The 25047-nt window shown below is 72.9% G+C and carries 24 protein-coding genes; 15 read left to right on the forward strand and 9 right to left on the reverse strand.

All coding sequences use genetic code 11. The features are described 5' to 3' along the window. Nucleotides 1-14 precede the first annotated feature (14 nt). Nucleotides 15-785, reverse strand: a complete 771-nt coding sequence (locus tag DFJ69_RS06185) for an enoyl-CoA hydratase-related protein (protein WP_116021587.1) — start codon at nucleotides 783-785, stop codon at nucleotides 15-17. A 120-nt stretch (nucleotides 786-905) separates the two neighbouring features. Next, on the reverse strand, nucleotides 906-2696 hold the full coding sequence (locus DFJ69_RS06190; protein ID WP_116021588.1) for an acyl-CoA dehydrogenase: 1791 nt from the start codon (nucleotides 2694-2696) through the stop codon (nucleotides 906-908). A 116-nt stretch (nucleotides 2697-2812) separates the two neighbouring features. Here DFJ69_RS06190 and DFJ69_RS06195 point away from each other — a divergent pair, with 116 nt between their 5' ends. The 3 genes from DFJ69_RS06195 to DFJ69_RS06205 all read left to right on the forward strand — a co-directional run bounded on the left by DFJ69_RS06195 (nucleotide 2813) and on the right by DFJ69_RS06205 (nucleotide 4595). Then, a complete protein-coding gene (locus tag DFJ69_RS06195) occupies nucleotides 2813-3088 on the forward strand; it encodes a DUF4235 domain-containing protein (protein WP_116021589.1) in 276 nt (91 codons plus the stop codon). Beyond that, nucleotides 3085-4104, forward strand: a complete 1020-nt coding sequence (locus DFJ69_RS06200) for a YihY/virulence factor BrkB family protein (protein ID WP_116021590.1) — start codon at nucleotides 3085-3087, stop codon at nucleotides 4102-4104. The genes DFJ69_RS06195 and DFJ69_RS06200 overlap by 4 nt, the downstream gene beginning before the upstream one ends. Before the next feature lie 119 nt (nucleotides 4105-4223). Continuing rightward, on the forward strand, nucleotides 4224-4595 hold the full coding sequence (locus DFJ69_RS06205) for a hypothetical protein (protein WP_116021591.1): 372 nt from the start codon (nucleotides 4224-4226) through the stop codon (nucleotides 4593-4595). A gap of 56 nt (nucleotides 4596-4651) precedes the next feature. Here DFJ69_RS06205 and DFJ69_RS06210 read toward each other — a convergent pair whose 3' ends face one another. Both DFJ69_RS06210 and DFJ69_RS06215 read right to left on the reverse strand, forming a co-directional pair. After that, on the reverse strand, nucleotides 4652-5083 hold the full coding sequence (locus DFJ69_RS06210) for an SRPBCC family protein (RefSeq protein WP_116021592.1): 432 nt from the start codon (nucleotides 5081-5083) through the stop codon (nucleotides 4652-4654). A gap of 108 nt (nucleotides 5084-5191) precedes the next feature. Then, nucleotides 5192-6937 (reverse strand): SpoIVB peptidase S55 domain-containing protein, encoded by a 1746-nt coding sequence (locus tag DFJ69_RS06215; protein ID WP_170177550.1) that lies wholly within the window; start codon nucleotides 6935-6937, stop codon nucleotides 5192-5194. Between the two features lie 310 nt (nucleotides 6938-7247). Here DFJ69_RS06215 and DFJ69_RS06220 point away from each other — a divergent pair, with 310 nt between their 5' ends. Together DFJ69_RS06220 and DFJ69_RS06225 are read left to right on the forward strand one after the other, a co-directional pair. Beyond that, entirely contained in the window at nucleotides 7248-8366 is a 1119-nt protein-coding gene (locus tag DFJ69_RS06220) for a carboxylate-amine ligase (protein WP_116021594.1), read from the forward strand. Nucleotides 8367-8436: 70 nt separating this feature from the next. Beyond that, the gene (locus DFJ69_RS06225) at nucleotides 8437-9807 is read left to right on the forward strand and encodes a cytochrome P450 (protein ID WP_116021595.1); all 1371 of its coding nucleotides are present in this window, start codon (nucleotides 8437-8439) and stop codon (nucleotides 9805-9807) included. On the opposite strand, the gene DFJ69_RS06230 is transcribed toward DFJ69_RS06225, so the two are convergent. After that, nucleotides 9782-10663, reverse strand: a complete 882-nt coding sequence (locus DFJ69_RS06230; RefSeq protein ID WP_116021596.1) for a LysR family transcriptional regulator — start codon at nucleotides 10661-10663, stop codon at nucleotides 9782-9784. The two genes, DFJ69_RS06225 and DFJ69_RS06230, sit on opposite strands and share 26 nt — an antisense overlap. 92 nt (nucleotides 10664-10755) lie before the next feature. Between DFJ69_RS06230 and DFJ69_RS06235 the strand changes: the two genes are divergently transcribed. The 5 genes from DFJ69_RS06235 to DFJ69_RS06255 are packed head-to-tail and all read left to right on the forward strand — an operon-like array spanning nucleotide 10756 to nucleotide 13236. Then, complete coding sequence (locus DFJ69_RS06235) at nucleotides 10756-11223, forward strand: nuclear transport factor 2 family protein (RefSeq protein WP_116021597.1); 468 nt, start codon at nucleotides 10756-10758, stop codon at nucleotides 11221-11223. Next, complete coding sequence (locus tag DFJ69_RS06240; RefSeq protein ID WP_116021598.1) at nucleotides 11220-11900, forward strand: SDR family oxidoreductase; 681 nt, start codon at nucleotides 11220-11222, stop codon at nucleotides 11898-11900. The genes DFJ69_RS06235 and DFJ69_RS06240 overlap by 4 nt, the downstream gene beginning before the upstream one ends. Before the next feature lie 17 nt (nucleotides 11901-11917). Then, a complete protein-coding gene (locus DFJ69_RS06245; protein WP_116021599.1) occupies nucleotides 11918-12748 on the forward strand; it encodes an NmrA family NAD(P)-binding protein in 831 nt (276 codons plus the stop codon). Between the two features lie 42 nt (nucleotides 12749-12790). Next, a complete protein-coding gene (locus DFJ69_RS06250; RefSeq protein ID WP_116021600.1) occupies nucleotides 12791-13015 on the forward strand; it encodes a hypothetical protein in 225 nt (74 codons plus the stop codon). Then, nucleotides 13015-13236, forward strand: a complete 222-nt coding sequence (locus tag DFJ69_RS06255) for a type II toxin-antitoxin system HicA family toxin (protein WP_116021601.1) — start codon at nucleotides 13015-13017, stop codon at nucleotides 13234-13236. The genes DFJ69_RS06250 and DFJ69_RS06255 overlap by 1 nt, the downstream gene beginning before the upstream one ends. A gap of 7 nt (nucleotides 13237-13243) precedes the next feature. Here the strand turns inward: DFJ69_RS06255 and DFJ69_RS06260 are convergent, their stop codons facing one another. Further along, the gene (locus DFJ69_RS06260; protein ID WP_116026437.1) at nucleotides 13244-15070 is read right to left on the reverse strand and encodes a class I SAM-dependent methyltransferase; all 1827 of its coding nucleotides are present in this window, start codon (nucleotides 15068-15070) and stop codon (nucleotides 13244-13246) included. 217 nt (nucleotides 15071-15287) lie between these two features. Here DFJ69_RS06260 and DFJ69_RS06265 point away from each other — a divergent pair, with 217 nt between their 5' ends. Beyond that, complete coding sequence (locus DFJ69_RS06265; RefSeq protein WP_116021602.1) at nucleotides 15288-16193, forward strand: alpha/beta hydrolase; 906 nt, start codon at nucleotides 15288-15290, stop codon at nucleotides 16191-16193. Between the two features lie 328 nt (nucleotides 16194-16521). Beyond that, nucleotides 16522-16755 carry a chaplin family protein gene (locus DFJ69_RS34125; RefSeq protein ID WP_170177551.1) on the forward strand — a complete coding sequence of 78 codons (234 nt, stop codon included), beginning with the start codon at nucleotides 16522-16524 and terminating at the stop codon, nucleotides 16753-16755. A gap of 22 nt (nucleotides 16756-16777) precedes the next feature. On the opposite strand, the gene DFJ69_RS06275 is transcribed toward DFJ69_RS34125, so the two are convergent. Next, nucleotides 16778-18280, reverse strand: a complete 1503-nt coding sequence (locus DFJ69_RS06275) for a carboxyl transferase domain-containing protein (RefSeq protein ID WP_211328526.1) — start codon at nucleotides 18278-18280, stop codon at nucleotides 16778-16780. Further along, complete coding sequence (locus DFJ69_RS06280; RefSeq protein WP_116021604.1) at nucleotides 18277-19425, reverse strand: CaiB/BaiF CoA transferase family protein; 1149 nt, start codon at nucleotides 19423-19425, stop codon at nucleotides 18277-18279. Before DFJ69_RS06280 ends, DFJ69_RS06275 begins: the two co-directional genes overlap by 4 nt. Before the next feature lie 87 nt (nucleotides 19426-19512). On the opposite strand from DFJ69_RS06280, the gene DFJ69_RS06285 reads away from it, so the two are divergent. The 3 genes from DFJ69_RS06285 to DFJ69_RS06295 are packed head-to-tail and all read left to right on the forward strand — an operon-like array spanning nucleotide 19513 to nucleotide 24098. Continuing rightward, a complete protein-coding gene (locus DFJ69_RS06285; protein ID WP_116021605.1) occupies nucleotides 19513-22347 on the forward strand; it encodes a bifunctional glycosyltransferase/CDP-glycerol:glycerophosphate glycerophosphotransferase in 2835 nt (944 codons plus the stop codon). Beyond that, nucleotides 22340-23512 carry a glycosyltransferase gene (locus tag DFJ69_RS06290; protein WP_116021606.1) on the forward strand — a complete coding sequence of 391 codons (1173 nt, stop codon included), beginning with the start codon at nucleotides 22340-22342 and terminating at the stop codon, nucleotides 23510-23512. Before DFJ69_RS06285 ends, DFJ69_RS06290 begins: the two co-directional genes overlap by 8 nt. Before the next feature lie 49 nt (nucleotides 23513-23561). Next, complete coding sequence (locus tag DFJ69_RS06295) at nucleotides 23562-24098, forward strand: superoxide dismutase family protein (RefSeq protein ID WP_170177552.1); 537 nt, start codon at nucleotides 23562-23564, stop codon at nucleotides 24096-24098. Between the two features lie 39 nt (nucleotides 24099-24137). Here DFJ69_RS06295 and ku read toward each other — a convergent pair whose 3' ends face one another. Further along, nucleotides 24138-25046, reverse strand: coding sequence for a non-homologous end joining protein Ku (gene ku, locus DFJ69_RS06300; RefSeq protein ID WP_116021608.1), 909 nt, complete (start codon nucleotides 25044-25046; stop codon nucleotides 24138-24140). Nucleotide 25047: the final 1 nt, after the last annotated feature.

The raw sequence follows: 25047 nt of genomic DNA on the forward strand, positions 1-25047 counted from the left end.
CGGGCGGCCCGACGTCACAGCGCCCAGCTCGGCGGGCGCTTCTCGAAGAACGCCTGCCGCCCCTCGGCGGCCTCCGGGCTGCCGAAGAACTCGATCGAGACCCGCTCGGCCAGGGTGAACGCGGCGTCCAGCCCCATGCCGTCCACCTCGGTCAGCAGCCGCTTGGTCCGCGCCACCGCCTTGGGCTCGGTGGCGCGGAAGGCGTCCAGCAACTCCCCGACCGCCGCGTCCAGCCCGTCCCTCGGACGGGTCAGGGTGATCAGCCCGGACTCGGCGGCCTGGGCGGCGGTGAAGCCCTCCCCCGTCAGGAAGTACCGCGCCAGGGCCCGCGAGGTCATCCGCGCCCGACACACCACCGCGATCATCGCCGGCACCACCCCGATCCTGACCTCGGTGAACGCGAACGTCACGTCGTCGGGGGCGATCGCCAGATCGCAGGCCGCCACCAGGCCGAGCCCGCCCGCCCGGGCCGGCCCGTTCACCACGGCGACCACCGGACGCGGCAGCTCCATGATCGTGGTCAGCAGCTCGGGGATCCCCGGAGCCGGCGGGACCCGCCCCGACGCGATCTCCTTGAGGTCCGCGCCCGCGCAGAACGAGGTGCCCGCCCCCGTCAGCACCACGGCCCGTACCCCGTCGTCCGCGCCGGCCCGGGCCAGCGCCTCGGCCAGCCCGTTGCGCACCGCCGCCGACAGCGCGTTGCGCCGCTGCGGCGCGTTCAAAGTGATCGTCGCGATCCCGCGCTCGACGTCGTACAGAACCGGCCGGTCATCGGTCGCGGTCATCGACCCTCCTCGGAACGAGTGATGACTGCTTTATACCGAACTTCGTTCGGTCCAGTCCGGCCGACCACCGTTTCGCGAGGAGACCTCGGCCGCCGTGGGTGCCGCTTCGGGCGTCGGGGTTCAGAACCAGGCGGGGTCCATGTCCAGGGTGGTGCGGTCGAGGCTGTCGAGGAGATCGAGTTGGGGGCCCGTTCTGGGGAGTTCGTACCGGAAGAAGTAGCGGGCCGCCCGCCGCTTGCCGGTGTAGAAGTCGCCCTCGCGGTCGGCGGCGGCGACGAGCTGCTCCAGCCAGATCCAGGCGACGACGATGTGCCCGGCGGCCTCCAGGTAGACGGAGGCGTTGGCGAGGGCGACCTCGGCGTCGCCGGTGCTCCACAGGCGCGCGGTGACGGCGGCGAGACGGTCGAACGCCGCCGTGAGCCGCTCCGCCTCCGCCTGCGCCGTGGCGGGGGCGCGCGACACCGTGGCGGCGATGGCCTCGCCGAGCACCCGCAGGCCCTCGCCGCCCTGGGCGACGACCTTGCGGCCGAGCAGGTCCAGGCCCTGAACGCCGTGGGTGCCCTCGTGGATGGGGTTGAGGCGGTTGTCCCGGTAGAACTGCTCCACGTTGTACTCGCGCGTGTAGCCGTACCCGCCGTGGACCTGGATCGCGAGGTCGTTCGCGGCCAGGCACCACTGCGACGGCCAGCTCTTGGCGATCGGGGTGAGCACGTCCAGCAACAGCGAGGCGCGCCTGCGGTCCGCCTCGTTCTCCGCCGTACGCTCCTCGTCCACCAGTCGGGAGCAGTAAAGGCCGAGTGCGAGCCCGCCCTCGACGTACGACTTCTGCGCCAACAACATGCGGCGTACGTCCACGTGCTCGATCAGCGGCACCGGCGGCGCGGACGGGTCCTTGCCGGCGAGGGGACGGCCCTGGAGGCGGACCTTGGCGTAGTCGAGGGCGTGCAGGTATCCGGTGTAGCCGAGGGCGGACGCGTCGAGGCCCACCCCGATCCGGGCCTCGTTCATCATGTGGAACATGTAGATGAGGCCCTTGTGGGGCTCGCCGACCAGGTATCCCACGGCTCCCGGCGACCCGCCGGGGGTGTGGACGCCCTCGCCGAAGTTGAGCACGGTGTTGACCGTGCCCCGGTACCCCATCTTGTGGTTGAGCCCTACCAGGGCCACGTCGTTGCGCTCCCCGAGGCCGCCGTCCTCGTCGAGCAGCACCTTGGGGACGATGAACAGCGAGATGCCCTTCACCCCGGGAGGCCCGCCGGGGATCTTCGCCAGCACCAGATGAACGATGTTCTCGCTCAGCTCGTGGTCGCCCGCCGAGATCCACATCTTGGTGCCGGTCAGTCGGTGGGTGCCGTCCTCCTGCGGCTCGGCCCGCGTGGTGATGTCGGCCAGCGACGACCCGGCCTGGGGCTCCGACAGGCACATGGTCCCGAAGAACCGGCCCTCCGCCATCGGCCGCACCCACCGCTCGACCTGCTCCGGGCTCCCGTGGGCCACCAGCAGGTTGGCGTTGGCGATGGTCAGGAAGGGGTACGCGGACGTCCCGACGTTGGCGGCCTGGAACCAGCTCAGCACCGCCTTGGACACCACGTTCGGCAGTTGCATGCCCCCGAGCGCCTCGTCGAACTCCGCCGCGAGCAGGCCCGCCCGGGCGAACACGTCCAGCGCCGCCTTCACCTCGGGGATCAGCACCACCCGTCCGTCGCCGTCCATCGTCGGCTCGTTGACGTCGGCGAGCTTGTTGTGCCCGGCGAAGTGCTCGTCGGCGATCCGCTCCCCGAGCTCCAGCACCGCGTCGAACGTCTCCCTGGAGTGTTCGGCATAGCGCTCGCGCCGCGTCAGGGCGGTGACGTCGAGCCATTCGTACAGCAGGAACTCCAGGTCCCGACGGGACAGCAGCAGGGAGGACATTGAGGGCACCTCGGGGGTCGGACCGCACATCGACGCTCACACGGTACGCGCCCCCGCCGGCGCCTCGGGTTTAGGGCGGTGCCAGGGGGAACTGCCTTGGCCGGGAGGTCGTGGACATGGTCTACAGGGTGATGTCGCTGGTCTTCGGCGTGCTCGGGGGCCTGATCGCAGGGATGCTGTTCAAACGGCTGTGGAAGCTGGCGGCCGGTGAGGACGCCACTCCGGACGCCGAGGATCTGGACCGGGGCTGGGTCGAGGTGATGGCCGCCGCGGCGATGCAGGGGGCGATCCTGGGCATGGTCCGGGGGGCCTCCAAGCGCGCGAGCGCCACGGGCAAGCGCCGCAAGGCCGAACGCAAGGCCGCGAAGGAGCCCGCGGGCGCCGCGTCATGAGCAGGCGCGCCAAGGGGCGTTCGGAGGATCCGGAGGCCCCGCCCGAGAGGGAGCACGGCGCCGACGCCGAGATGGAGACGCCCACCTCGCTGCCGAGGCGCTCGTGGGGGCAGGCCGTCAAGCGGACGATCAGGGAGTTCAAGGAGGACAACCTGACCGACTGGGCGGCCGCCCTCACCTACTACTCCGTGCTGTCGATCTTTCCGGCCCTGCTGGTGGTGATCTCGCTGGTGGGGCTGGGCGGTCAGTCGCTGTCGGACTCGCTGCTCAAGAACGTGGGCGGGCTGGCCCCCGGGGCCGTCCGCGACGTCCTGGCCAACACGCTGGCGGAGCTGCAGAAGGGGCGCGGCGGGGCCGGGATCATCGCCCTCGTCGGTCTGGCGACCGCGCTGTGGTCGGCGTCGGGCTACGTGGCGGCGTTCATGCGCGCCTCCAACGCCGTCTACGACGTGCCGGAGGGCCGACCGGTCTGGAAGACGATGCCGATCCGGATCGCGGTGACCCTGGTGGCGCTGGTCCTGTTGTCGGCCTCGGCGATCGCGGTCGTGGTGACCGGGCCGCTGGCGCAGAAGGCCGGCGACCTGCTGGGCCTGGGCTCGGCCGCGGTGACCGCGTGGAACATCGCCAAGTGGCCGGTGATGCTGGTCGCGATCAGCTTCCTGTTCGCGCTGCTGTACTGGGCGTCCCCCAACGCCCGGCAGGGCTTCCGATGGGTGACACCCGGCGGGATCCTCGCCCTGCTGGTGTGGCTGGCGGCCTCGGGCGGTTTCGCCGTGTACGTCACCAATTTCGGGTCGTACAACAAGACCTACGGCAGCCTCGCCGGTGTGATCATCTTCTTGGTCTGGCTGTGGATCGGCAACACGGCCCTGCTCCTCGGCGCGGAGCTGAACGCCGAGTTGCAGCGGGGCCGCGCGATCGCCGAGGGCCGCCCCGGCGACGAGGAGCCCTACGTCGAGCCCCGCGACACGCGCACGTTCCCCGAGGACATGCGCCGGGACGACGGGCACTCCTGAGGCCGACCCGCGAAAGGTTCCTTGATCGGCGCCATGACCTGGAGAAATGCGGGTACGGCCATGCGTCGCGAAGCGCCGTCCACCCGGTGGGCGGCCCGGACCGACGGAAGGAGAACGTCATGCCGGACACGAGCCACCACCCGGTCCAGGGTGAGCACAAGTACCAGCAGCACGTCACCTCACCCGACCAGCACGAGGAACGGGCCGGCCGCAGCATGGTCACCACGGACCACGAGGTGATCCGGCAGTGGGCGGGCGAGCGCGACGCCGAGCCGGCGACGGTGCCCGGCAGCGAGTACGAGGGCAGGCCCGGCCGGCTGCTGCTCGACTTCCCCGGCTACGGAGGCGGGGACCTCGAGAAGATCTCGTGGGACGACTGGTTCCGGACGTTCGACGACCGCAAGCTGAACTTCATCTACCAGGAGCACAAGAAGGACGGCTCGCCGAGCAACTTCTTCCGCCTGGAGAACGCCGAAGGGGACTCGGCCTGAGAAAGCGGAACCGACCGGGGGCGCTCCCCCGGTCGGTCCTCGGCGTTCGGGTGTGCTCAGGCCCCCGGCTGGGTCACCCGGCGGCCGACCTCCTCGGCCAGCCGGTCCAGGGAGTGCTGCAGCAGTCGCTGCGTCACGTCCCGCGCCCGGTTGGAGCCCAGCGCCGCCGGCTGGTCGGCCAGGAACGACAGGTGGACGACCACCTCGCTCGTCCCCGCCCCCTGGTCGCTGACCTGGAGCCAGCCCGCGTAGTCCGGGCGGCCCCGGCTGCCCCACTCCAGCCGCAACTGCTCGGGGGCCTTGCGCATCAGCCCGTCGCGGTCCTCGCGCACGTCGTAGAACCGGCTGTCGGCCTCCGCCAGATCGTCGGCGATCGACCGTACGGTGATCTCCTCGGGCAGCCATCGGTGCATCGCCGCGACGTCGGCGGCGATGTCGAAGACGATGCGGCTCTCGGCCGGCATGGCGCGGCTCGCCTCGTACTCCATGTCGCCCCCCTCCGCTGGGTCCGCCCCCCGTACCCGGGGTCGCCGGCCGCAAACCGCGGCTTCGAGAGGCCGTCCCGCCCGGGGGCGGGACGGCCGTTCACGGACGTGCTAGCGGACGTGCACGGCGAAGGAGAACTCGCCGCCCACGATGTGGTTCAGCAGCTTCTGCTGGGTGAACGTGGGGCCGCCGCGACCGTGGGAGAAGCGGGCGATCAGCGCGTCGTTGCGCGGGACCGTGCGGACCTTGGTCAGCAGGTCGGCGAAGCTGCGGGGTCCGCAGCCGTCCGCCTGGCCCGTCAGGCAGTCCATGGCGCCGGAGGACAGGTCCAGGCCGCCTCCGAAGGCGATCGAGGCGCTCTTGCCCTTGAGCTTCTTGGGCACCTGGAACCGGTACTCCACCGTCTTGACCGGGCCGCGGTAGGCCCCGAGGACGGCGCGGAGGGTCAGCGTCTTGCCCGCGGCGGCGCGCACGCCCCGGTCGAGCTTGAACGGCACCCACTTGCCGCCCTGCTTCACCTGCATGCCCCGGAGGGTGTACTGACCGTAGGAGCCGTTGGCGCTCGCGACCAGCTCCAGGCCGGTGAACCTGACCGCCGTGTACGGGTTGTCCGCCAGCACCGCGAGCTTCGTCGCGATGTCCACGCCGGCCTCGAGCGTCGCGTCCGACCGGTCGGCGAACCGGTTGGCCACCGTGAACTCGAACGGCTTGCCGGCCGCGACGCCCCGGACCTTCCACGAGGTGAGCGAGGTGCCCGCGGTGATCTGGTCGCGGGCGCCGTCCAGACTCGACCAGAGCTGCGAGGCGGCGAGGTCGGGGACGTCCACGGTGCGGTTGACGTGGGTGAGCCCGGTGCGGGTCGTCCCGTCGGCGGTCGCCTTGGCGCGGATCGGCGTCGACGCCGGGCCCGCGCCGAGGCGGGCCGCGACACCCGCGCCGCGGTCCTGGGTCAGGGTGCCGGCGATGCCGCCGAAGTTGGCCAGCTTGAACGCGCCGTACGAGCTGTCGGGGACGACCGCGACGGCGTCGCCCGTGACCGCGGTGAGCCGGACCGGCCCACCCGGCATCGGAGAGCCGAAGAAGTCGGTGAAGTACGGGTGCCCGAAGGCCAGCGCGCGTCCGTCGCACACCGCCGTGGTGGTGCCGATGGCGCCCCACGTCACCGTCCCGTACGACTGGAGGACGCCGAAGTTGCCGCCCGGCACGACCTCGCCGGCCCCGGCGGGACGGCCGGAGGCCGCGCCGGTCCGGAACATGCGCACCTTGGCGCCCTCACGGGCGAGCTTGCGGTTGAGGTGATCGACCCGCTTCTGGCTCAGCCCGGAGATGGCGAGCGGCAGCGGGAGCCGGGAGGGCCCGCTCTGCGCGGCCGAGGCGCTGACCAGTCCGCGCGACACCAGCGTGCGCTGGAGCGACGCGGGCAGCCGGGCGGGCTTGGACGCCTGCGCGGCGCGGGCCTGCTCGGGCTTCTTGAGGATGTCGTACATCGCCTGCGCCGGCGTGATGCCGGCGAGCTTGGACGTGCCGCTGAACCCGTAGCCGACCGCCCCCAGCAGCCGACCGTCCTGCGTGTAGACGGGCGACCCCGACATGCCGGCCCAGATGGACCCGGCCTTGTCGAGGGCCGGGGAGTCCGCCTCGGCGAGGATCATGTCCACGCCGGGTGCGATCCCGTCCTTGAGCACGCCCTGGACCTTCACCGTGAAACGCTCCGGAGTGGTCCCCTTGCTGACCGTCAGCCCCCAGCCGGTCGTCCCGTCGCCCACCTGGGCCACGGGGACGGGCGCCGGGCATCCCGCGGGAGCGGGATCCGCGTGCGCCGTCACCGGCGTCGACACCACGAGCGGAGCGGCCACCGCGAGAGCGATGGCCGGTATCGCCGTGTGCCTTGACGATTTACGCAATGGAGCCCCTTTCACGAACTTTTCCCCGTCGGGGACCCGAACGCCCCCGATCCACACCAAAGGACGCCCGAGTCGTGACGGGTGTTGCAGGGTGGCTGAATGCGGCCAAAGGGATCGGGCCGGGTCCGCCCTCTGGCAAAATCCCGGCGTCGCCGGGCCGCCGGGACCGTTCCGATCCGTCGGCTTCGTCCGGACCGGTGAATGTCATCGGGCGGTTCCGGACCGAAATCCCCCCGTAACAGGTCGCACCTACCGTCCACGTATGACCGCAGTGATCGAGGATGTGGCCGTCGGGGTCGAGGAGGAGTTCCATGTCGTCGACCCCCGCACGGGCCTGCTCGTACCGAAGGCGGAGGTGTTCCTGGAACAGCTCCCGCGTGACCGGTACGGGGCCGAGCTCCAGGGGTCGGTGGTCGAGGCGAACAGCCTGCCCTGGCTGCGGCTGGAGGACCTGGCCCGCGACCTGAGCGCGGCGCGGCGCAGGCTCACCAAGGTCGCCGACGTGGCGGGCCTCGGGATCGTCGCCACCGGCAGCGTGCCCCTGGTCGACCTCGCCGCGCTGGAGATCAGCCCCGTCCCCCGCTACGAGCAGATGCTCGACGAATACCAGCTCCTGGCCCGCGAGCAGTTGATCTGCGGGGTCCAGGTGCACGTGGACGTGGGCGACCGGGACCTGGCGGCGATCGTCCTGCACCGGCTGGCGCCGTGGCTGCCGGTGTTCCTGGCGATGAGCGCCAGCTCCCCGTTCTGGCTGGGCGCCGACACGGGCTACGCCAGCTCCCGCACTCTGGCCTGGCAGCGGTGGCCGACCGCCGGGCCACCGGGGCCGTTCGGGTCGGCGGCCGAGTACGACCGGCTGGTCCGCGCCCTGGTCGGCACCGGGGTGATCAGCGACCAGGGGATGATCTACTTCGACATCCGGCCGTCCGCCCATCTGCCGACGCTGGAGCTGCGGATCTGCGACGCCTGCCCCCGGGTCGACGACGTGGTGCTGCTGGCCGGGCTGTCCCGCGCGCTGGTGATCGCCGAGTGCCGGGCGGCCGAGGCCGGGGAGCCGCTCCCGGCGTCCGCCCGCACCGAGCTGGTGCGGGCCGCGACCTGGCGCGCCGCCCGTTCCGGTCTGGAGGGCGAGTTGGTGGACCCGGCGGACGGCCGTCCCGCGCCCGCCCCCCGGGTCGTCGAGGGGCTGCTGCGGCGGCTGCGTCCCGTGCTGGAGTCCCTCGGCGACTGGGAGCTGGTCGCCGAGTTGGCCGCCGGGGCGCTGCGGCGGGGCGGCGCGGCGGCCCGCCAGCGATCCGCGTTCGCGCCGCGCGGCTCTCTCACCGATGTCGTGACGTCCCTGATCGCCGAGACCAGGTTGGAGTTCAACGAGCCCCGCTGAGGCGGCGGCGACGGCGGGGATTCAAGGCGGTGGCGGAGGGCAGAGGGGCTCCAGTCGAAAGGAGTGCCGTATGACCACCGTCCAGAGCCGCCCGGTCACGCAGGCCCCGCCGGTGCGGGCCTCGGTCGCCGACACCGTGCGCATCGTCGTCGGGGTGCTGACGCCGACGGTGGCGCGCGGCGTTCTGGCGCGGAGACCGAGAGCGGTGCGGCTGGCCGAGCTGGGCGACGCGGACGGACGTGCGGGCCGGCTGCTCCAGCGGATGCGGTCGCGGTACGGTCCCGGGCCCCTGCTGTTGCGGATCCCGGGACGGTCGGTGGCCATGGTCCTGTCCCCCGATGACGTGGAACGGGTGCTGACGCGCTCGCCGGAGCCGTTCACGCCCGCGAGCCGGGAGAAGCGGGCGGCGCTGGCGCACTTCCAACCGCACGGGGTGCTGATCTCCGAGGGCGCCGAGCGGGCCGAGCGGCGCAGGTTCAACGAGGCGGTGCTCGACGCCTCCGAGCCCGTGCACCGTTACGGGGAGGCGTTCACCGCGAAGGTGCGGGACGAGGCCGAACGGCTCCTGGACGAGATCGACGCCTCCGGGGAGCTGGACTGGGACCGGTTCAGGGTGGCGTGGTGGCGGGTGATCCGCCGCGTCGTGCTCGGCGACGCGGCGCGCGACGACTCCGAGATCAGCGATCTGCTCACCCGGCTGCGGATGCACGCGAACTGGGCGTACGTTCACCCCCGGCGCCGCGCCGTCCTCGATCGCTTCCAGACGAGGCTGCGCGGTCACCTCGAACGGGCCGAGCCCGGGAGCCTCGCCGAGCTGGTCGCCCGTACCCCCAAGACGTCCGAGACGGAGGCCCTCGATCAGGTTCCGCAGTGGCTGTTCGCCTACGAGCCCGCCGGGATGGCCGCGTACCGGGCGTTGGCGCTGCTGGCGACGCATCCCGAGCAGGCCCGCCGCGCCCGCGAGGAGGCGGACGGCCTCGACCGCGACCTGCCCTATCTGCGGGCCTGCGTACAGGAGTCGGTACGGCTGTGGCCGACGACGCTGGTGGTGCTGCGCGACACGACCGCCGAGACCGTCTGGGACGGCGGGCGCATGCCCACGGGCACCGCGCTGGTCATCCACACCCCGTTCCTCCAGCGGGACGACGAGACGCTGCCGTACGCGGACACGTTCGCGCCCTGGATCTGGCTGGACGGCACGGCGCGGCGGAGCTGGTCGGACATCCCGTTCAGCGGCGGTCCGGTGGAGTGTCCCGGCCGCAACCTGGTCCTGCTCACCACCGGTCTGTTCCTGGCGACGCTGCTCCGGCGGCACGAGTACGAGCTGACGTCCGGGCAGCCCCTCACCTACGTGCGTCCGCTGCCGCGCACCCTGGGGGCGTTCGGTCTGCGCTTCCGCGCACGGCCTCGGGCGACTACGTCCCCCGAAGGGCGTCGATGAAGTCGCGGAGGGCGGGGCGGTGGTCGCCCGGCCTCCAGACGATGGCCAGCTCGCTCGGGGACAGGCCGGTGACGGGGAGGGCCCTCACCCCGGGACGGCGATAGATCGCGGCGTTCCCGGCGGCGAGCAGGACGATGCCGCTACCCTCCTCGATCGCGGTGAACGCCTCGTCGGCGTTGCGGACCGTGGCGCCGATGGTGACCGGGCGGTCGCCCCGGGCGTCGAGGGCCAGCCAGTGGTCGCGCAGCGGCCCCGCCGTCTCGGGCAGGGCGAGGAACGGCTCGTCCAGCAGCTCGGCGAAGTCCACGGTGTCGCGCCCGGCGAGCCGGTGATCGTCGCGGAAGGCGACCCATCGCGCCTCACGGGCGACCACATGGACGTTGAAGGCGTCCTGGCGCGGCATCGGCAGCCAGACGAACGCCAGGTCCACCTCTCCGGCGGCCAGTCCCGCGGTGCCGTCGTCCCAGTTGACCTGCCGCATGCTGAGCCGCCACGTGGGGCGGCGCTCCTCGAAGCGGGCGCGGACGGCGGCGAGCAGGCCCCGGCCCACGCTGGTGGACAGCCCGACCGTCAGGACGGCGGCCTCCCCGGCGGCCGCGTCGCCGACCGACCGCTGCGCCTCGTCCCAGCAGCACAGCAGCTCGCGGGCGGCGGGGAGCAGCGCCCGGCCGGGGGCCGTGAGGGACACGGTCCGCCGGTCCCGGTCGAACAGCCGCACCCGGAGCCCGTCCTCCAACTGCCGGATCTGCTTGCTGAGCGCCGGCTGGGAGACGAACAGCCGCTCGGCGGCCCGGGTGAAGCTCAGCTCCTCGGCGACGGCGACGAAGTACCGCAGGTCGCGCAGGTGTGCATCCATAACGCTTGGCTATTAGAGCAGATCTTGGACATACCGGCTTGGTTGCCGCGAGTATCGGGGTGTCCGAAAAGCGGAGACCTGGGGAGCGGAGCATGAGCGGGTTCGAGGACCGGGCGGCGATCGTCGAGACCACCACGCGGATGGCGTGGCACGCCGACCGGCGCGAGTGGGACCGGCTGAAGACCATCTTCGCCGACGAGGTGACGCTGGACTACACCAGCCTGCACGGCGGCGAGCCCGTCACGCTCACCCCCGGGGAGATCGTGGACGGCTGGGAGGCCGGACTGAGCGGCTACGACGCCACCCATCACATGATCACCAATCAGCTCGTGACCCTGACCGGCGACACGGCGGTCTGCACCGCGACGTTCCAAGCCACCCACCGGCTGGCCACCCCGTTCGGCTCTCCGCTGTGGACGCTGGGCGGCACCTACCGCTTCGACCTGGTCCGCAACGGCGACGACTGGAGGATCAGCGGTCTGGTGATGACCGCCACCTGGGCCGACGGCAACCAGCAGCTCGCCGCCCTGGCAGCGGCCCGCGCCGCGGACCCGTCGTGATCGTCCTCGTCACCGGCGCGAACCGGGGCATCGGCCGGGAGGCGTGCCGGCAGTTCGCCGCGCAGGGCCACACCGTCCTGCTCACCGCCCGCTCCCCGGAGGCCGCCAACGCCGCGGCGGCGGCGCTCGGGCCGGACGTGCACCCGCTGCGCCTGGACGTCACCGTCCCCGGGGACGCCGAGCGGATCGCCGAGGAGATCGGCGAACGGTTCGGACGCCTCGACGCCCTGGTCAACAACGCCGCCATCACGTACGACACCTGGCAGCGGGCCGCGACCGCCGATCTGGACGTCGTCCGCGAGGCCGCCGAGACGAACCTGTACGGGCCCTGGCGACTGACGCAGGCGCTGTTGCCGCTGCTGCGCGAGAGCGACCGTCCCCGGATCGTCAACGTGTCCAGCGAGGCGGCGTCGCTGACCAACATGGGCGGCGGCACCCCCGCGTACGCCGCCTCCAAGGCCGCGCTGAACGCCCTGACCCGGATGCTGTCCGCCGAACTGCGCCACGAGCGCTTCCTGGTCAACGCGGTGTGCCCGGGCTGGGTCGCCACCGACATGGGCGGCCCCGGCGGACGCCCGGTCTCCGAGGGGGCGGCCGGCCTGGTGTGGGCCGCCCTCCTGCCCGACGACGGTCCGACCGGCGGATTCTTCCGCGACGGCCGCCCCCTTCCCTGGTGAGTACGAGGAGAACCGCAATGTTCCTGGTCACGGGATCCACCGGCAACATCGGCGCCGAGGTCGTCCGCGCGCTCGCCGCCGCCGGCGAGCCCGTCCGCGCCCTGACCCGCGACCCCGGCCGCGCCCCCTCCCTGCCGGGCGTCGAGTACGTCGCCGGCGACCTGAACGACCCCGCGTCGCTGAGGCCGCACCTGAAGGGGGCGCGCGGCCTCTTCCTGCTCCCCGGCTACGAGGGCGAGCGACAGGTCCTCGCCGACGCCGCAGGCGCGGGGGTCGAACGCGTCGTCCTGCTGTCGGGAAGCTCGGCGGGCCTGCCGGACAACGGCAACGTCATCACCCGCTTCATGGCCGCCGCGGAACGCGCCGTGCGCGAGTCCGGCCCGCCCTGGACGATCATCCGCCCCAGCGCCTTCATGTCCAACACCTTCCAGTGGCTCCCCCAACTGAGGGAGGGCGACGTGGTGCGCGCCCCGTTCGCGACCGTCCCGGTGGCGAACATCGACCCCGCCGACATCGGCGCGGTCGCCGCCCGGGCGTTCCTCACCGACGGCCACGAGGGCCGCATCCACATGCCGACCGGCCCCGAGCCCCTCCTCCCCGCCGACCGCCTACGGATCCTGGCCGCCGCCCTGGGACGAGACCTGCGCCTGGAGGCCCTCCCGGACGACGTGGCCCGCGAGGAGATGCTCAGGACCACCCCACCCGCCTACGTCGACGCCTTCTTCGACTTCTACGCCGCCGGCACCCTCGACGAGTCGATCGTCCGCCCCACCGTCCAAGAGATCACCGGCCGCCCGTCCCGCACCTTCGAGCAGTGGACCGCCGAACACGCCGCAACCTTCCGCTGAGCGGGGTCGGGCCGGCGCGACCGCCCCGAGTACGCTGATGCCATGAGCATGGTCTTGGTGCCCTACACCGTTGACCAAGACGAGTCGGGCGGCTGGCACGCCCGCGCTGATCTTGGACCTTATGGGGTGGCCTACGGCGAGGGATCCACCCGTCAGGAGGCCATCACCGATCTGCAGGCGGGAGTCGCCCTGGTCTTCGAGGACGAAGGTGCCGCGCCGCGCTGGCTTCCGAGGGCGGACGTGCTGGCCATCCCCGAGGTCGCCTGATGCCACCCGTGCCGATCCTGCCCGGCACAACCGTGATCAAAGCCCTCGGCAAGATCGGTTACGAGGCGGTTCGCGTCTCAGGAAGTCACCATCGCCTCAAGCACCCCGATCGGCGGCCACTCACCGTGCCCGTGCACAGCGGAGACATGCGGCCGGGCACCCTGCGTTCCATCATCCGGGATGCCGGATTGACGGTCGAGGAGTTTCTCGAGTTGCTCTGAGCCGGGGTCAGGCCGGTTGTTTGCGGGCCAGGAGGCGGTAGGTGTTGCTGCGGTCTCCGCGCAGGAACGGCAGGGAGAGCAGGTCGAGGAGGACGCCGACGCCGACGATGGGGACGGCGAGGAGGAGGGCGGCGTTGGCCCGGAGGTAGCGGGCGGGGCCGGGGGGGCGGGCGCCGTTCCAGGGGCGTTCGACGTCGATGCCCATCAGGCTGACGATGGACGCCGCGGCGGGGGTGATGTCCAGGCCGCGGCGGGCCTCGCGGCGCTGGACGGCGACGACCTCGAAGCCCCGGGTGCTCAGCGCCTCGCGGAGGTTGCCCAGCGGGATCATGTGGAGGTGCTGCGGCGGCAGGTAGGGCAGGTAGAGGCCGCGCAGCAGGGTCGCGAAGGGGGACTCCGGGTCGGGCATCTCCATCAGGAGGTAACCGCCCGGGTCGAGCATCTTGGCGGCCATGTCCAACTCGGCGTGCGGGTCGAGGGTGTGCTCCAGGTAGTGGTTCATGCTGACGACGTCGTACCGGCCGGCCATCTCGGCGCCGACGTCGAGGAAGGAGCGCCGGAACGAGCGGCCGATCCAGCCCCGGCGGGCGGCCTCCTCCACCCCGTCGCCCATGTCGAGGCCGTCGAACTCGGTGTCGGGGAACACGGTGCGGGCCGACCGGCAGAAGTGGCCCTTGCCGGTGCCGACGTCCAGCCAGGCGCGCGGGGTCGTGAAGCGCTCGACGAGGCGGGCCCGATCGATGTAGTCGCCGGAGGTGCCGCTGAGGATGCGTTCGGCGGCCTGATCGCCGAGGCCGTCGTAGGCGTCGCGATAGTAGAAGTCCAGGCCCTCGATGGTCAGTTGGGGGTTCTGGAAGATGTGCCGGCAGCGGCGACAGCGTTCCAGCGGGAACCGGCCGGGCTTGACCTGGATGGTGTCGCGCGTGACGAGGTGGGGCGCCAGGTCGCGGGCGCCGCACCACGGGCAGTCCTCGCGGCGCTCCCCGAGGAACCGTTCCACGCCCGCCTCGATGTCGGCGCGATAGCCGGCGCGGGCCTCCTCGCGACGGGCGAGGAGGGCGCGCTCCCAGCGGGTGCGGGCGGCGCACAGGGTCCGCCAGATGGTCAGCGGGGTGTGGACGATCCGCAGCCACGCCGCCGAGTGCAGGTCGGCGGGCTTGATCGGCGTCCCCACGAAGATCAGGTACGGCATCAGGCTGTACAGCGCCACCAGCCCGAGGCCGAGCCGCAGGTCGATCAGGAGCCCGGACAGCGCCAGCAGATAGCCCGCGCCGGTGAGGTAGCTGGTCTGCGGGAGGGCCAGCGACGACGGCAGCGCCAGCGCCTGCGAGCGCAGCCACGCGCGCCGCTGCCCGATCCGATCCGTCGCGGGGAACGGGGCGACGGCCATGTCGGCGGCGTCGACGTAGAACCGCAGCCGGGTGGTCGCCTCCCCCATCTCGCCGGCGTCCAGGCCCGTGGTCGTTTCGGTGCGCGAACGTTCCAAGGCGTCGTCCTCGAGGAGGACCGCGTACCCGGCGCCCCTGCCGAGGCCGAACCGGTCCTTGCGGTAGGCGCGCGGGTCGACATGGCGCACCAGGTCGAGCGCCTGCTGCACCGGCAGGTCGGCGGGCACCAGGTCGAGCATGCCGAGGCCGTTGCCGCGGGCGTGGTCGGCGGCGGTGCGCAGCACGTGGTCGGGGACGTCCGCGTCCTGGGCGAGGATCGGCGTGTGGCCGTCCATGAGGTGCACGGCGCGGGCCGGCGGGAGCACACCGAGCCCGGTGACCCTGCGCCGCAGCCGCAGGCCGTTGACCAGGAGGCCCGCCGCCACCAGCCCGATGATCCAGTTCACGCGGCCCCGCACCCCCTCGGTCTCGGCCCTGTCACCGTGCGGCAGCATGCCAGGGCCGACCGGACTTGGACACTAAGCCCGGGGACAACACGGCGGGTTTCCGTGTGGGCGGCCTGACAAGACGCCCGGTCTATCACAGTTCTGACAAAACCACGCGACCGCCGTTGGTCGGCCCGCCCAAGACGTCCCACCGCCGGGTACGGCAGACTGACGCCCCATGTCGATCACCAACACGCCGTCGGGGCGGCTGCTCGGCGAGCGCCGGCTGGGTCCTCGGCTGTACGAGCTCGAGGTGGCCTCGCGCGCGGTCGGCCGGCCCGTGAAGGTGCTGCTGCTCGTCCCCGAGGGCTGGTCGCGGGACGCGGAGCGGACCTGGCCGCTGCTGTACCTGTTCCACGGCGGAGCGGACGGCCACGAGTCGTGGACCCGCGAGACCGACATCGAGGAGCTCAGCGCCGGCTCCGACGTGATGATCGTGATGCCTGACGGCGGCGAGTACGGCGGCTACACCAACTGGTGGAACTTCGGCCGTTCCGGCAGGCCCCAGTGGATGACGTTTCATCTGGAGGAGCTCGGCGGGCTGCTGCGCGACGCGTACCGGGCGGGCGGGCCGCAGGCCCTGGCCGGGGTGTCGGGCGGCGGCTACGGCGCGTTCGTCTACTCGGCGCACCATCCGGGGAGGTTCCGGTTCGCCGCGGCCTTCAGCTCCCCGTGCACGATCCGCAAGCCGCTGGTCTCCATCAGCCTGCTGCTCGCCACCTACGCGGTGGGCCGGACGAATCCGTTCAGGATGTGGGGCGTGCCGGTGCTGCACGACCGCGTCTGGCGCTCGTTCGACCCCACCTCCATGGCCCACCGCCTGCGCGGAACGGGCCTCTACCTGTCGGCGGGCACCGGCAAGATCGGCCCCCTGGATCCCCCCGAGGCCCGCCGCGAGATCGCCAACATCGCCGAGCCGGTCGTCCGCTCCACCCTCGCGCCGTTCCTCCGTCGGCTCCGCGAGCTGGACATCCCCATCACCACCCACCTGTACGACGAGGGCACGCACACCTGGCCGTACTGGAAGCGGGAGCTGCACCGCGCCTGGCCGCTGATCATGAAGTCGCTCGACGTGGATCGGTGACCGTCCAGGGCGGATTCACCCCCTACCGGTGCCGTGATCTCAGTGAAGATCACGATCGCCGCCGCCGTGGGGCCACGCGCCGGGCACCCGGCGCGCCTTCGGGGTCTTCGTCGCCGACGCCAAGGTGACGCCGACGCTGCTCGCGGACTGGCCGGAGGAGGCGTTCCGCGGCGAGCACCGAGCCGTTTCCCCGCGAGAATTCGCCGTAACGACCGACATATCGGAATGGCTCCACGGGCGCATTCATCCGGCCTTGTCATTCCTCTGCGGGACATCGGCGGTCCACGGCAGGGTGGGGTGCTTCACACGCACTCGGGAAGGGATTCACGTGCTGAAGAGGATCACCGTCTGCTGTCTGCTCGCCCTCAGCGTCGCGCCGGTCGCCCTCGCGGCCCCGGCGGGCGCGGACGTCACCACCAAGGACGACGGGCGGGTGCTGTCCGACACGCTGGTCATCGCCCCGGTCTCGGCCCCGGTGAACGTCTGCGGGAACGCCACCTCGACCACGTCGCCCGCCAAGGCCCACTGCCACGGCGACGCCGAGGTCGAGATCGCCGACTGAGAAAGGGTACGCCCGCCCTTTTTCAGCGCATTTCCGCCGCCCTGAGGAAACGGCGTTCACGCGCCGTCGATCGGGCGGCCGGGTCGAGGTCCGCCACCTCGGCGAGGGCCCGCGCGACGGCGCGGGCCGTCCGGTCGCAGAAGGCGACGGGCTCCTTCGCGGCGTCGGGACGTTCGGGGACGATGACGTCGACGATGCCGGAGGCGTACAGGTCGGCGGCCCGGACCCCCTGGGACTCGGCCATCTCGGCGGCGCGGTCGACCGTGCGGTGGACGATGGCCGAGGCGCCCTCGGGGGGCAGCGGGGACAGCCAGCCGTGCCGGGCGCACAGCACCCGGTCGGCGGGCAGCAGGGCCAGGGCGGCACCGCCGGTGCCCTCGCCGAGGAGCAGGCACAGGGTCGGGACGGGCAGCATGGTCAACTCGGCCAGGCAGCGGGCGATCTCGCCCGCCAGGCCCCGCTCCTCGGCGTCGGCGGACAGCACCGCGCCGGGGGTGTCGACCACCGTCACGAGCGGCAGGCCGACCTCGCGGGCGAGGCGCATGCCGCGCCGCGCGACCCGCAGGCCCGCCGGGCCGAGGGGGTGGCCGGTGCGCTGGCTGAGTCGGTCCTGGCCGACGACCACGCAGGCGGCGTCGCCGAAGCGGGCCAGCGCCAGCAGCAGCCCGGGGTCGGCCTCCCCCTCCCCGGTGCCCGACAGCACCGTGACGTCGCGGGCTCCGTGGCGGAGCAGGTTCCGCACACCCGGCCGGCCGGGGTCGCGCGACCGCGAGATCGACTCCCAGGCGGGCACCTCGGGCACGGGCTCATCGACCGGCTCGCCGGCGGGCACCGCCGGCGGAGGCCCCGCGCACAGGACCGAAAGGGCCACGGCGGCCCGCCCGGCCAGGTCCTCGACGTCGACGACCGCGTCCACCAGACCGTTCGCCGCGAGGTTCTCGGCCACCTGAACACCCGGCGGGAACGGCTCCCCGTGCAGGGCCTCGTACACGCGCGGCCCCAGGAACCCGATCAGCGCCCCCGGCTCGGCGGTGGTGACGTGCCCCAGCGACCCCCACGAGGCCAGCACCCCGCCGGTGGTCGGATGGCGGAGATGGACCAGGTAGGGCAGCCCGGCGGCACGGTGCCGCATCACGGCGGCGGAGATCCGCGCCATCTGGACGAACGCGACGGTGCCCTCCTGCATCCGCGTCCCGCCCGACGAGGGGGCCGCCAGCAGGGGCAGCCCCTCGGCGGTGGCCCGTTCGATCGCGGCCACGATGCGGTCGGCGGTGGCGATGCCGATGGAGCCCGCCAGGAAGCCGAACTCGGAGACCACGAACGCCACCCGGCGGCCCCGCAGCAGGCCCTCGCCGGTGATGACGGCCTCGTCGCAGCCCGTCCGCCCCCGCGCGGCGGCCAACTCCGCCTCGTACTCCGAGCCGGGCGCGGCCATGGGGCGCGGCGGGACGTCCCAGGGGGTCCAGTCGCCGCCGTCGAGGATCCGGGCGACCAGGGCGCGCGCCCCCAACCTGCGCGTGCTCACCCTTCCACCTCGTCCAGCCAGGCGAGGACCCGCTCGGTGTGCTGACCGAGCAGCGGCGGGGCCGTGTGCTCGCGGGGCGGGGCGTCGTCGAAGCGCAGCGGCGGCCCCGGCAGCTCGATCGGGCCGAGCTGCGGATGGTCGACCTCGACGACCAGGCCCTGGGAGCGGGTCTGCTCCCACGCGTACACCTCGTCGATGGAGCGGATCGACCCGGCGGGGATCCCGGCCTCGTCCAGGCGCGCCAGCCAGGTCGCGCGGGGCTCGGCGGACAGCGCCTTCTCGATCTCGGCGGACAGTTCGGCGCGGCGGGCGGTGCGGTCGGGGACGGTGGCGAAGCGCGCGTCGTCGGGGTCGAGGCCGACGAGGGGCGCGAACCGCCGCCACAGGCCCTCGTTGGCCACCCCGATCTGGATCTCGCCGTCGGCGCAGCGGAACGTGCCATAGGGGGCGATGGAGGGATGGTCGTTGCCGAGCGACTCGGGCACGTCGCCGGCCACCGTCCAGCGGCTGCCCTGGTAGGCGTGGGCGCCGACGGCGGAGGCCAGCAGCGAGGTCCGCACGACCGCGCCCCGGCCGGTGCGGGTCCGCTCGTACAGGGCGGCGACGACCCCGTACGCGCCGTTCATCCCGGCCAGCACGTCGCAGATCGACAGGCCCGTCTTGGAGGGGCGTCCGGGCGGGCCGGTGACGCTCATGATCCCGGCCTCGCCCTGCATGATCGCGTCATAGCCGGGCCGGCCGCCCTCGGGCCCGTCGTGGCCGAAGCCGGTGATGGACAGGATCACCAGGCCCGGGTTCAGCTCGTGCAGGCGCTCGACGGGGAAGCCCAGCCGGTCCAGCACGCCGGTGCGGAAGTTCTCCACGACGACGTCGGCGTGCCGCACCAGTCGCGTCAGGACGTCGCGGCCCCGGTCGGACTTGAGGTCGAGGGTGATCGACTCCTTGTTGCGGTTGCACGCCAGGAAGTACGTGCTCACCCGGTCGTCGCCGGCGAAGGGCGGGCCCCACTGCCGGGTCTCGTCCCCGCCCTCCGCCTCGACCTTGATCACGCGGGCGCCGAGGTCGCCCAGCATCATCGCGGCGTGCGGCCCGGCCAGCACGCGGCTCAGATCGACGACGACGACCCCTTCGAGCGGTCCGGTCACCCTTGACTCCTCACGTCGCGTCCACCTCGACTTTAGATCTTGCGACGTGCGGGCACGTAGTGGACCGCTATGCCAGAAGAGTCATGGATGCCCCATCGGCCGGACGTCAGCGTCGTCGTCATCGCCTACGACGACGCGGAACGGTTGCCCCGCGCGGTCGGCTCGGTGCTCGCCCAGTCGCTGGGCGGGGTCGAGACCATCGTGGTCGACGACGCCAGCCGCGACGGCACCGGGCCCGTCGCCGACCGGTTGGCGTCCGCGCACCCGGGCCGGGTCCGGGCGGTGCACCTGCCGGAGAACTCCGGGGGCTGCGGCCGTCCCCGCAACACCGGGGTGGGGCTGGCGCGCGGGCGGTACGTGATGTTCCTGGACAGCGACGACGTCCTCGACCGGCACGCCTGCCTCAACCTGGTCGCGGCGGCCGAGGAGACGGGGGCCGACCTCGTGTCGGGCCGGTGCGTGCGGCGGCGTCTCGACGTGCCGGGCGGTCGGGAGCGCGCCTGGTACCCGTGGCTGTACGCGCGGCGCGCGGTGTACGACTCGATCACGCAGGCCCCGGACCTGCTGTACGACACGCTCTCGACCAACAAGTGCTACCGCCGTGACTTCCTCCTCGCCCAGGGGCTGCGGTTCACCGAGGAGCTGCACTACGAGGATCTGCTGTTCAGCGCCGAGGCGTATCTGGCGGCCCGGCGGATCGCGATCATTGCCCACCGGGTCTACACCTGGCACTGGGAGGACCCGGCCCGGGGGCGGACGATCTCCTCCCGGCGGGCGGAGCTGCGCAACTTCGCCGACCGGTTGGAGATCCACCGTCGGATCGACGCGGCCCTGCGCGCCCGGGGCGCGGCGGACCTCAAGCTCCACAAGGACGCCAAGTTCGTCAACCACGACCTGCTGCTCTACATGCGGGAGCTGCGCACCCGCGACCCGGAGTACCGGCGGCGGTTCCTGGACCTGGCGGCCCGGTACGTGGCCGAGCTGGATCCCCGGGTGTTCGAGAACGCCAATCCGCTGCCCGCCATCGCCGCGTTCCTGCTCGGCCGACGCGACCTGGACGGGGCGCTGGCCGCCGCCGAGTACGGCCGGACCCGCGTCCCCGAGCTGCGCGCCGAGCTGGTCGAACGGGACGGGCGGGTGTACTGGGGGCGCGGCGACCCGCATCCGGTGCTCGACGTCACCGACCTGGGCATCCACACCGCGCCGCTCAGCCGGATGCGGCTCGGCAACACGCTGGCCCGACTCGAACGGCACGGGTCCCTGGTCCGCGTGGAGGGGCGGATCGGCAACCCGCTCGGCCGGGTCCCGACGGACGCGGCGCTGTCGGCCACGCTGGAGTTCGCCGACCGGCGGCGGCGTCACCGGTCGTTCCGGGTCCCGGCCGAGGTCGCCCACGTCGGGGGCCGCATCGAGTGGCGGGCGGAGTTCCGTCCGCTCCGGCTGCTGCGCCCGCTCGGGTTCGCCGATCCGGTGTGGGACCTGCGGGTGCGGCTGAGGGTGAACGGGGAGGAGTCGCTGACCAGGCCGCGCATCGTCGGCGGACGGGTCCCGGAGGCCACGTTGCCCGTGCGCCCCCGGCTGACCCGGCTCGCGGGCGACCGCCTCACCCCGTACGCCACCGGGCACGACCACGTGGCGTTCGGGCTCACCGGCGACGGGCGCCGGCAGGAGGTCGCCGCCAGGGTCGTGCGACGCGCGGTGACGACCCCGGCCGGTCGCCGTCTGTGGCGCGGCCTGCGCAACGCCGAGAAGCGGCTGCATCGAGGGCTGACCAGCCGTAAGACGAAGCACGCGGTCTACAACCGGCTGTTGATCCGGCTGCCGATCCGGGCGGGCACCGCCGTGTTCGAGAGCAGGCTGGGGGCCACCTGCTCGGACAACCCGCGCTATCTCTACGAGGAGCTCCGGACGTCGCCCCGGCCCATGACCGTGTTCTGGTCGTACGCCAAGACCACGCACGGCTTCCCCCGTGACGCCCGTCTGGTGCGCCGGGGCTCGTGGGCGTACTACCTGGCGCTGGCCCGCGCCGAGTTCTGGGTGGACGACCAGGGATTCCCCGCCGGGCTGCGCAAGCGCCGGGGCACGAAGTACGTCCAGACGTGGCACGGCTCGGCGTTCAAGCGGATGGGTCTCGACCAACCGGAGCTGAAGAACGCCGGGCGCGGGGAGCAGCAGCGGTTCCGGCGGATGGTCGATCGGTACGACGTCTTCCTGGTCCGGTCCCGGCACGATGTCGGCACCCTGGCGAAGGGCATGGGCATCGCCCCGGACAAGCTCCTGCCCGTCGGCTACCCGCGCAACGATCCGCTGGTCAACGGGGGCGACCCGAAGTCCCTGGCCGCGCTCCGCCGCTCCCTGGGCCTGGACGGGCGCCGGGTGGTCCTGTACGCGCCGACGTTCCGCACGGGGTCGGACGGGCGGCCGGCCAAGCATCTGGAGCTGCCCTTCGATCCCGTCCGCTTCGCGCGGGAGCTGGGCGACACCCATGTGCTGCTGGTGCGGCCCCACTACCTGTCGTCGGTCAACCTGCCGCCGGGAGCCCGGCACGCGGTGCGCGACGTGGGCGGGCTGCCCGACGTGACCCCGCTGCTGCTGCTCTCGGACGCACTGGTGACCGACTATTCCTCCGTCATGTTCGACTACGCGCTGCTCGACCGGCCGATGGTCTTCTACGCCACGGACCTGGAGGAGTACGTCGGCAGGGCGCGGGGCTCGTACTTCGACCTGGCCGAGCACGCTCCCGGGCCGGTCCTGGACGACGAGACCGCCCTGTTGGAGACGCTGGCCGACCTTGACGCGCAGCGCGCCGCGCACGCCGAACGTCGCCGAGCGTTCGTGGCGCGTTTCGGCGAGTACGACCGGGGCGACGCCGCCCGCGCCGTCGTCGAACGGGTCTTCCTGAACGGGCACGGACGTGACTGACCGCGACATCTTCCTGGTGTGCAACAACGTCGACGAGCTCGGCGGCGTCCAGCGGTGGGCGCACCATCTGGCGGGCCTGTTCGCCGCGCGGGGGCATCGCGTCACGCTGGTCGGCGTCACGAGCGCCGACGACCCCCACCGGTACGCCCACAACGCCCCGTACCGCGTCGAGGTCCTCCATGAGCAGTGGCGGCCCCCGGCGCTCGCCTGGCGTCCGGCGTCGGTGCGGGCCCGGCTGAACATGCGCGCCCGGGTCCGCGACCGCCGGCGGACGGTCGCCCTGCGGCGCGGCGTGGCCCGGCTGTCGGAGCTGCTGCGCGAGGCCCGTCCCGGCGGCGTCGTCATCGCCGCGCAGGTGTGGGCGATGGAGTGGGTCCGGCTCGCCGACACCCGGGGGCTCAAGGTGATCGGGATGAGCCACGAGTCGTACACGGCGACGCGGCGGTCCTCCCGGTACCGGCGGGTCCGGGAGTTCTACGCCGGGGCCGACCGGATGCTCGCCCTCACCTCCGAGGACGCCGACGCCTGGGCGCGCTCGGGGATGACCAACGCCGACCACATCCCGAACCCGCTGCCCTTGGAGCCCTCCCCCCATCCCGATCTGCTCGCGCCCGTCGTCGCGTGCGTGGGCCGGCTGTCGTACGAGAAGGGCGTCGACATGGCGCTGGAGGCGTGGGCCGAGGTGGGCGCTGCCCGTCCCGGCTGGCGGCTGCGGGTCTACGGGTCGGGGCCGGAGGAGGGCGCGCTGCGGGAGCTGGCGGCCTCGCTGGGCGTCTCCGGGAGCGTGGAGTTCCGGGGGCCGACCGCCGACGTCGAGGCCGCCCTGGCCGAGGCGTCGGTCTTCCTGCTGCCCTCCCGGCAGGAGGGCTTCCCGATGTCGCTGCTGGAGGCGATGGCCTGCGGGCTGCCGTCCGTGGCGTTCGACTGCGCACCCGGGGTCCGCGAGCTGCTCACGGACGGGCGGGACGGGCTGCTGGTCGCGCCGGGCCACACCACGGCGCTCGCCGCCGCCCTGGACCGGCTGATCGGCGACCCGGACCTGCGCCGCGCGCTGGCCGCCGAGGCGGTCGGCTCGGTGACCCGCTTCCGGCCCGGGGCGGTCCTCGACCGGTGGGAGCGTCTGTTCGCGCTGCTCCATCGAGGAGGCCACCCTTCTATCACCTGAAGTAGTGATATAACTACCTTTAGTGATGCCACCGGAGAAGGGAGAGCCGATGCCGCTCCTCAGACATACCGCGCTCATCGCCGCCGCGACCGGCGCCGTCGCCGTCACGGGTGTCGCCGTCGCCCCGTCGGCGTCGTCGGAGGGCCGTCCGAGGATCATCAAGGTCCACGGCCCGACGCACGTCTACGCCGGGGACTTCCGGCGGGTGCGGACGACGATCCGGGTGGGCGAGATCGGTCGTCACACCTGGGTGACGCTCAAGGCCGCCGGGTTCCCCAAGGCCGCCGTGGGCCGCACGTTCGGCGTCCACGTCCATGTGAACCGGTGCGGCCCCAAGCCCGCCGACGCCGGACCGCACTTCCACAGCCCGCAGGCGCCGCACCATGCGCCGCTGATCGAGCGGGAGGTCTGGCTGGACGTCACGGTCGGGCCCGACCGGGTGGGCCGTTCCGCCGCGATGCGGCCGTGGCGGATCCCCGAGGGCAAGGCCGGCTCGGTCGTGATCCACGCCGAGCCGACCGACCCCAGGACCGGGGACGCCGGCGACCGCCTGCTCTGCACCACGGTGCCGTTCGGCCGGCGCTGACCGCGACACCCGAGCCCGTCGCCTCGCGGGGCGGCGGGCTCAGGCGGACTTGCGGCTCTTGGCCGGGGCCTTCTTGCGGGCGGGCGGCTTCTTCTGGCCGGTCTTCCCCTCGCCCTTGCCGCCGGCCTTCCCCTCGGACCCCTCGGACCCCTCGGCCTTCTCGGTGCCGGAGCCGCGCCCCTTCTTGGCGGCCTCGACGCTGGCGCGCAGCGCGCTGAGCAGGTCGGCGGCGGCGGGCTCCTCCTCCGGGGCCTCCGGCCGGACGACCTCCCGGCCCTCCACCTTGGCCTCGATGACCGCCTGCAGCGCCTCCCGGTAGGCGTCCTTGTACTCGGCCGGGTCGAAGTCGCCGGACATCGTCTCGATCAGCGAGGAGGCCATGCTCAGCTCCTGCGGCCGCACCTCGATGTCCTCCTCCAGGAACGGGAAGTCGGCCGTGCGGACCTCGTCCGGCCACAGCATCGTCTCCAGCACGAACACCCCATCGCGGACCCGCAGCGTGGCCAGCGACTCGCGCTGCCGCAGCGCCACCTTGACCACCGCGACCTGCCCGGACCGCTCCAACGCGTCCCGCAGCAGCACGTACGGCTTGGAGCCGGTGGCCTCGGGCTCCAGGTAGTAGGTCTTGGCGAAGTAGATCGGGTCCACCTGCTCGACCGGGGTGAACTGCAGCACGTCGATCCGGCGGCTGCTGGACAGCGGCAGGTCGGCGAAGTCCTCGTCGGTCAGCACCACCATCTCGCCGCTGGGCAGCTCGTACCCCTTGGCGATGTCGGAGTACGGCACCTCCTCGCCGTCGATGGTGCAGACCCGCTTGTACCTGATCCGCCCGCCGTCCTCGCGGTGGACCTGATGGAACGACACGTCCCGCTGCTCGGTGGCCGAGTACAGCTTCACGGGGATGGTGACCAGGCCGAAGGAGATCGCGCCCTTCCAGATGCTGCGCATG

The sequence above is a fragment of the Thermomonospora umbrina genome (genome assembly GCF_003386555.1).
Classification (GTDB): domain Bacteria; phylum Actinomycetota; class Actinomycetes; order Streptosporangiales; family Streptosporangiaceae; genus Thermomonospora; species Thermomonospora umbrina.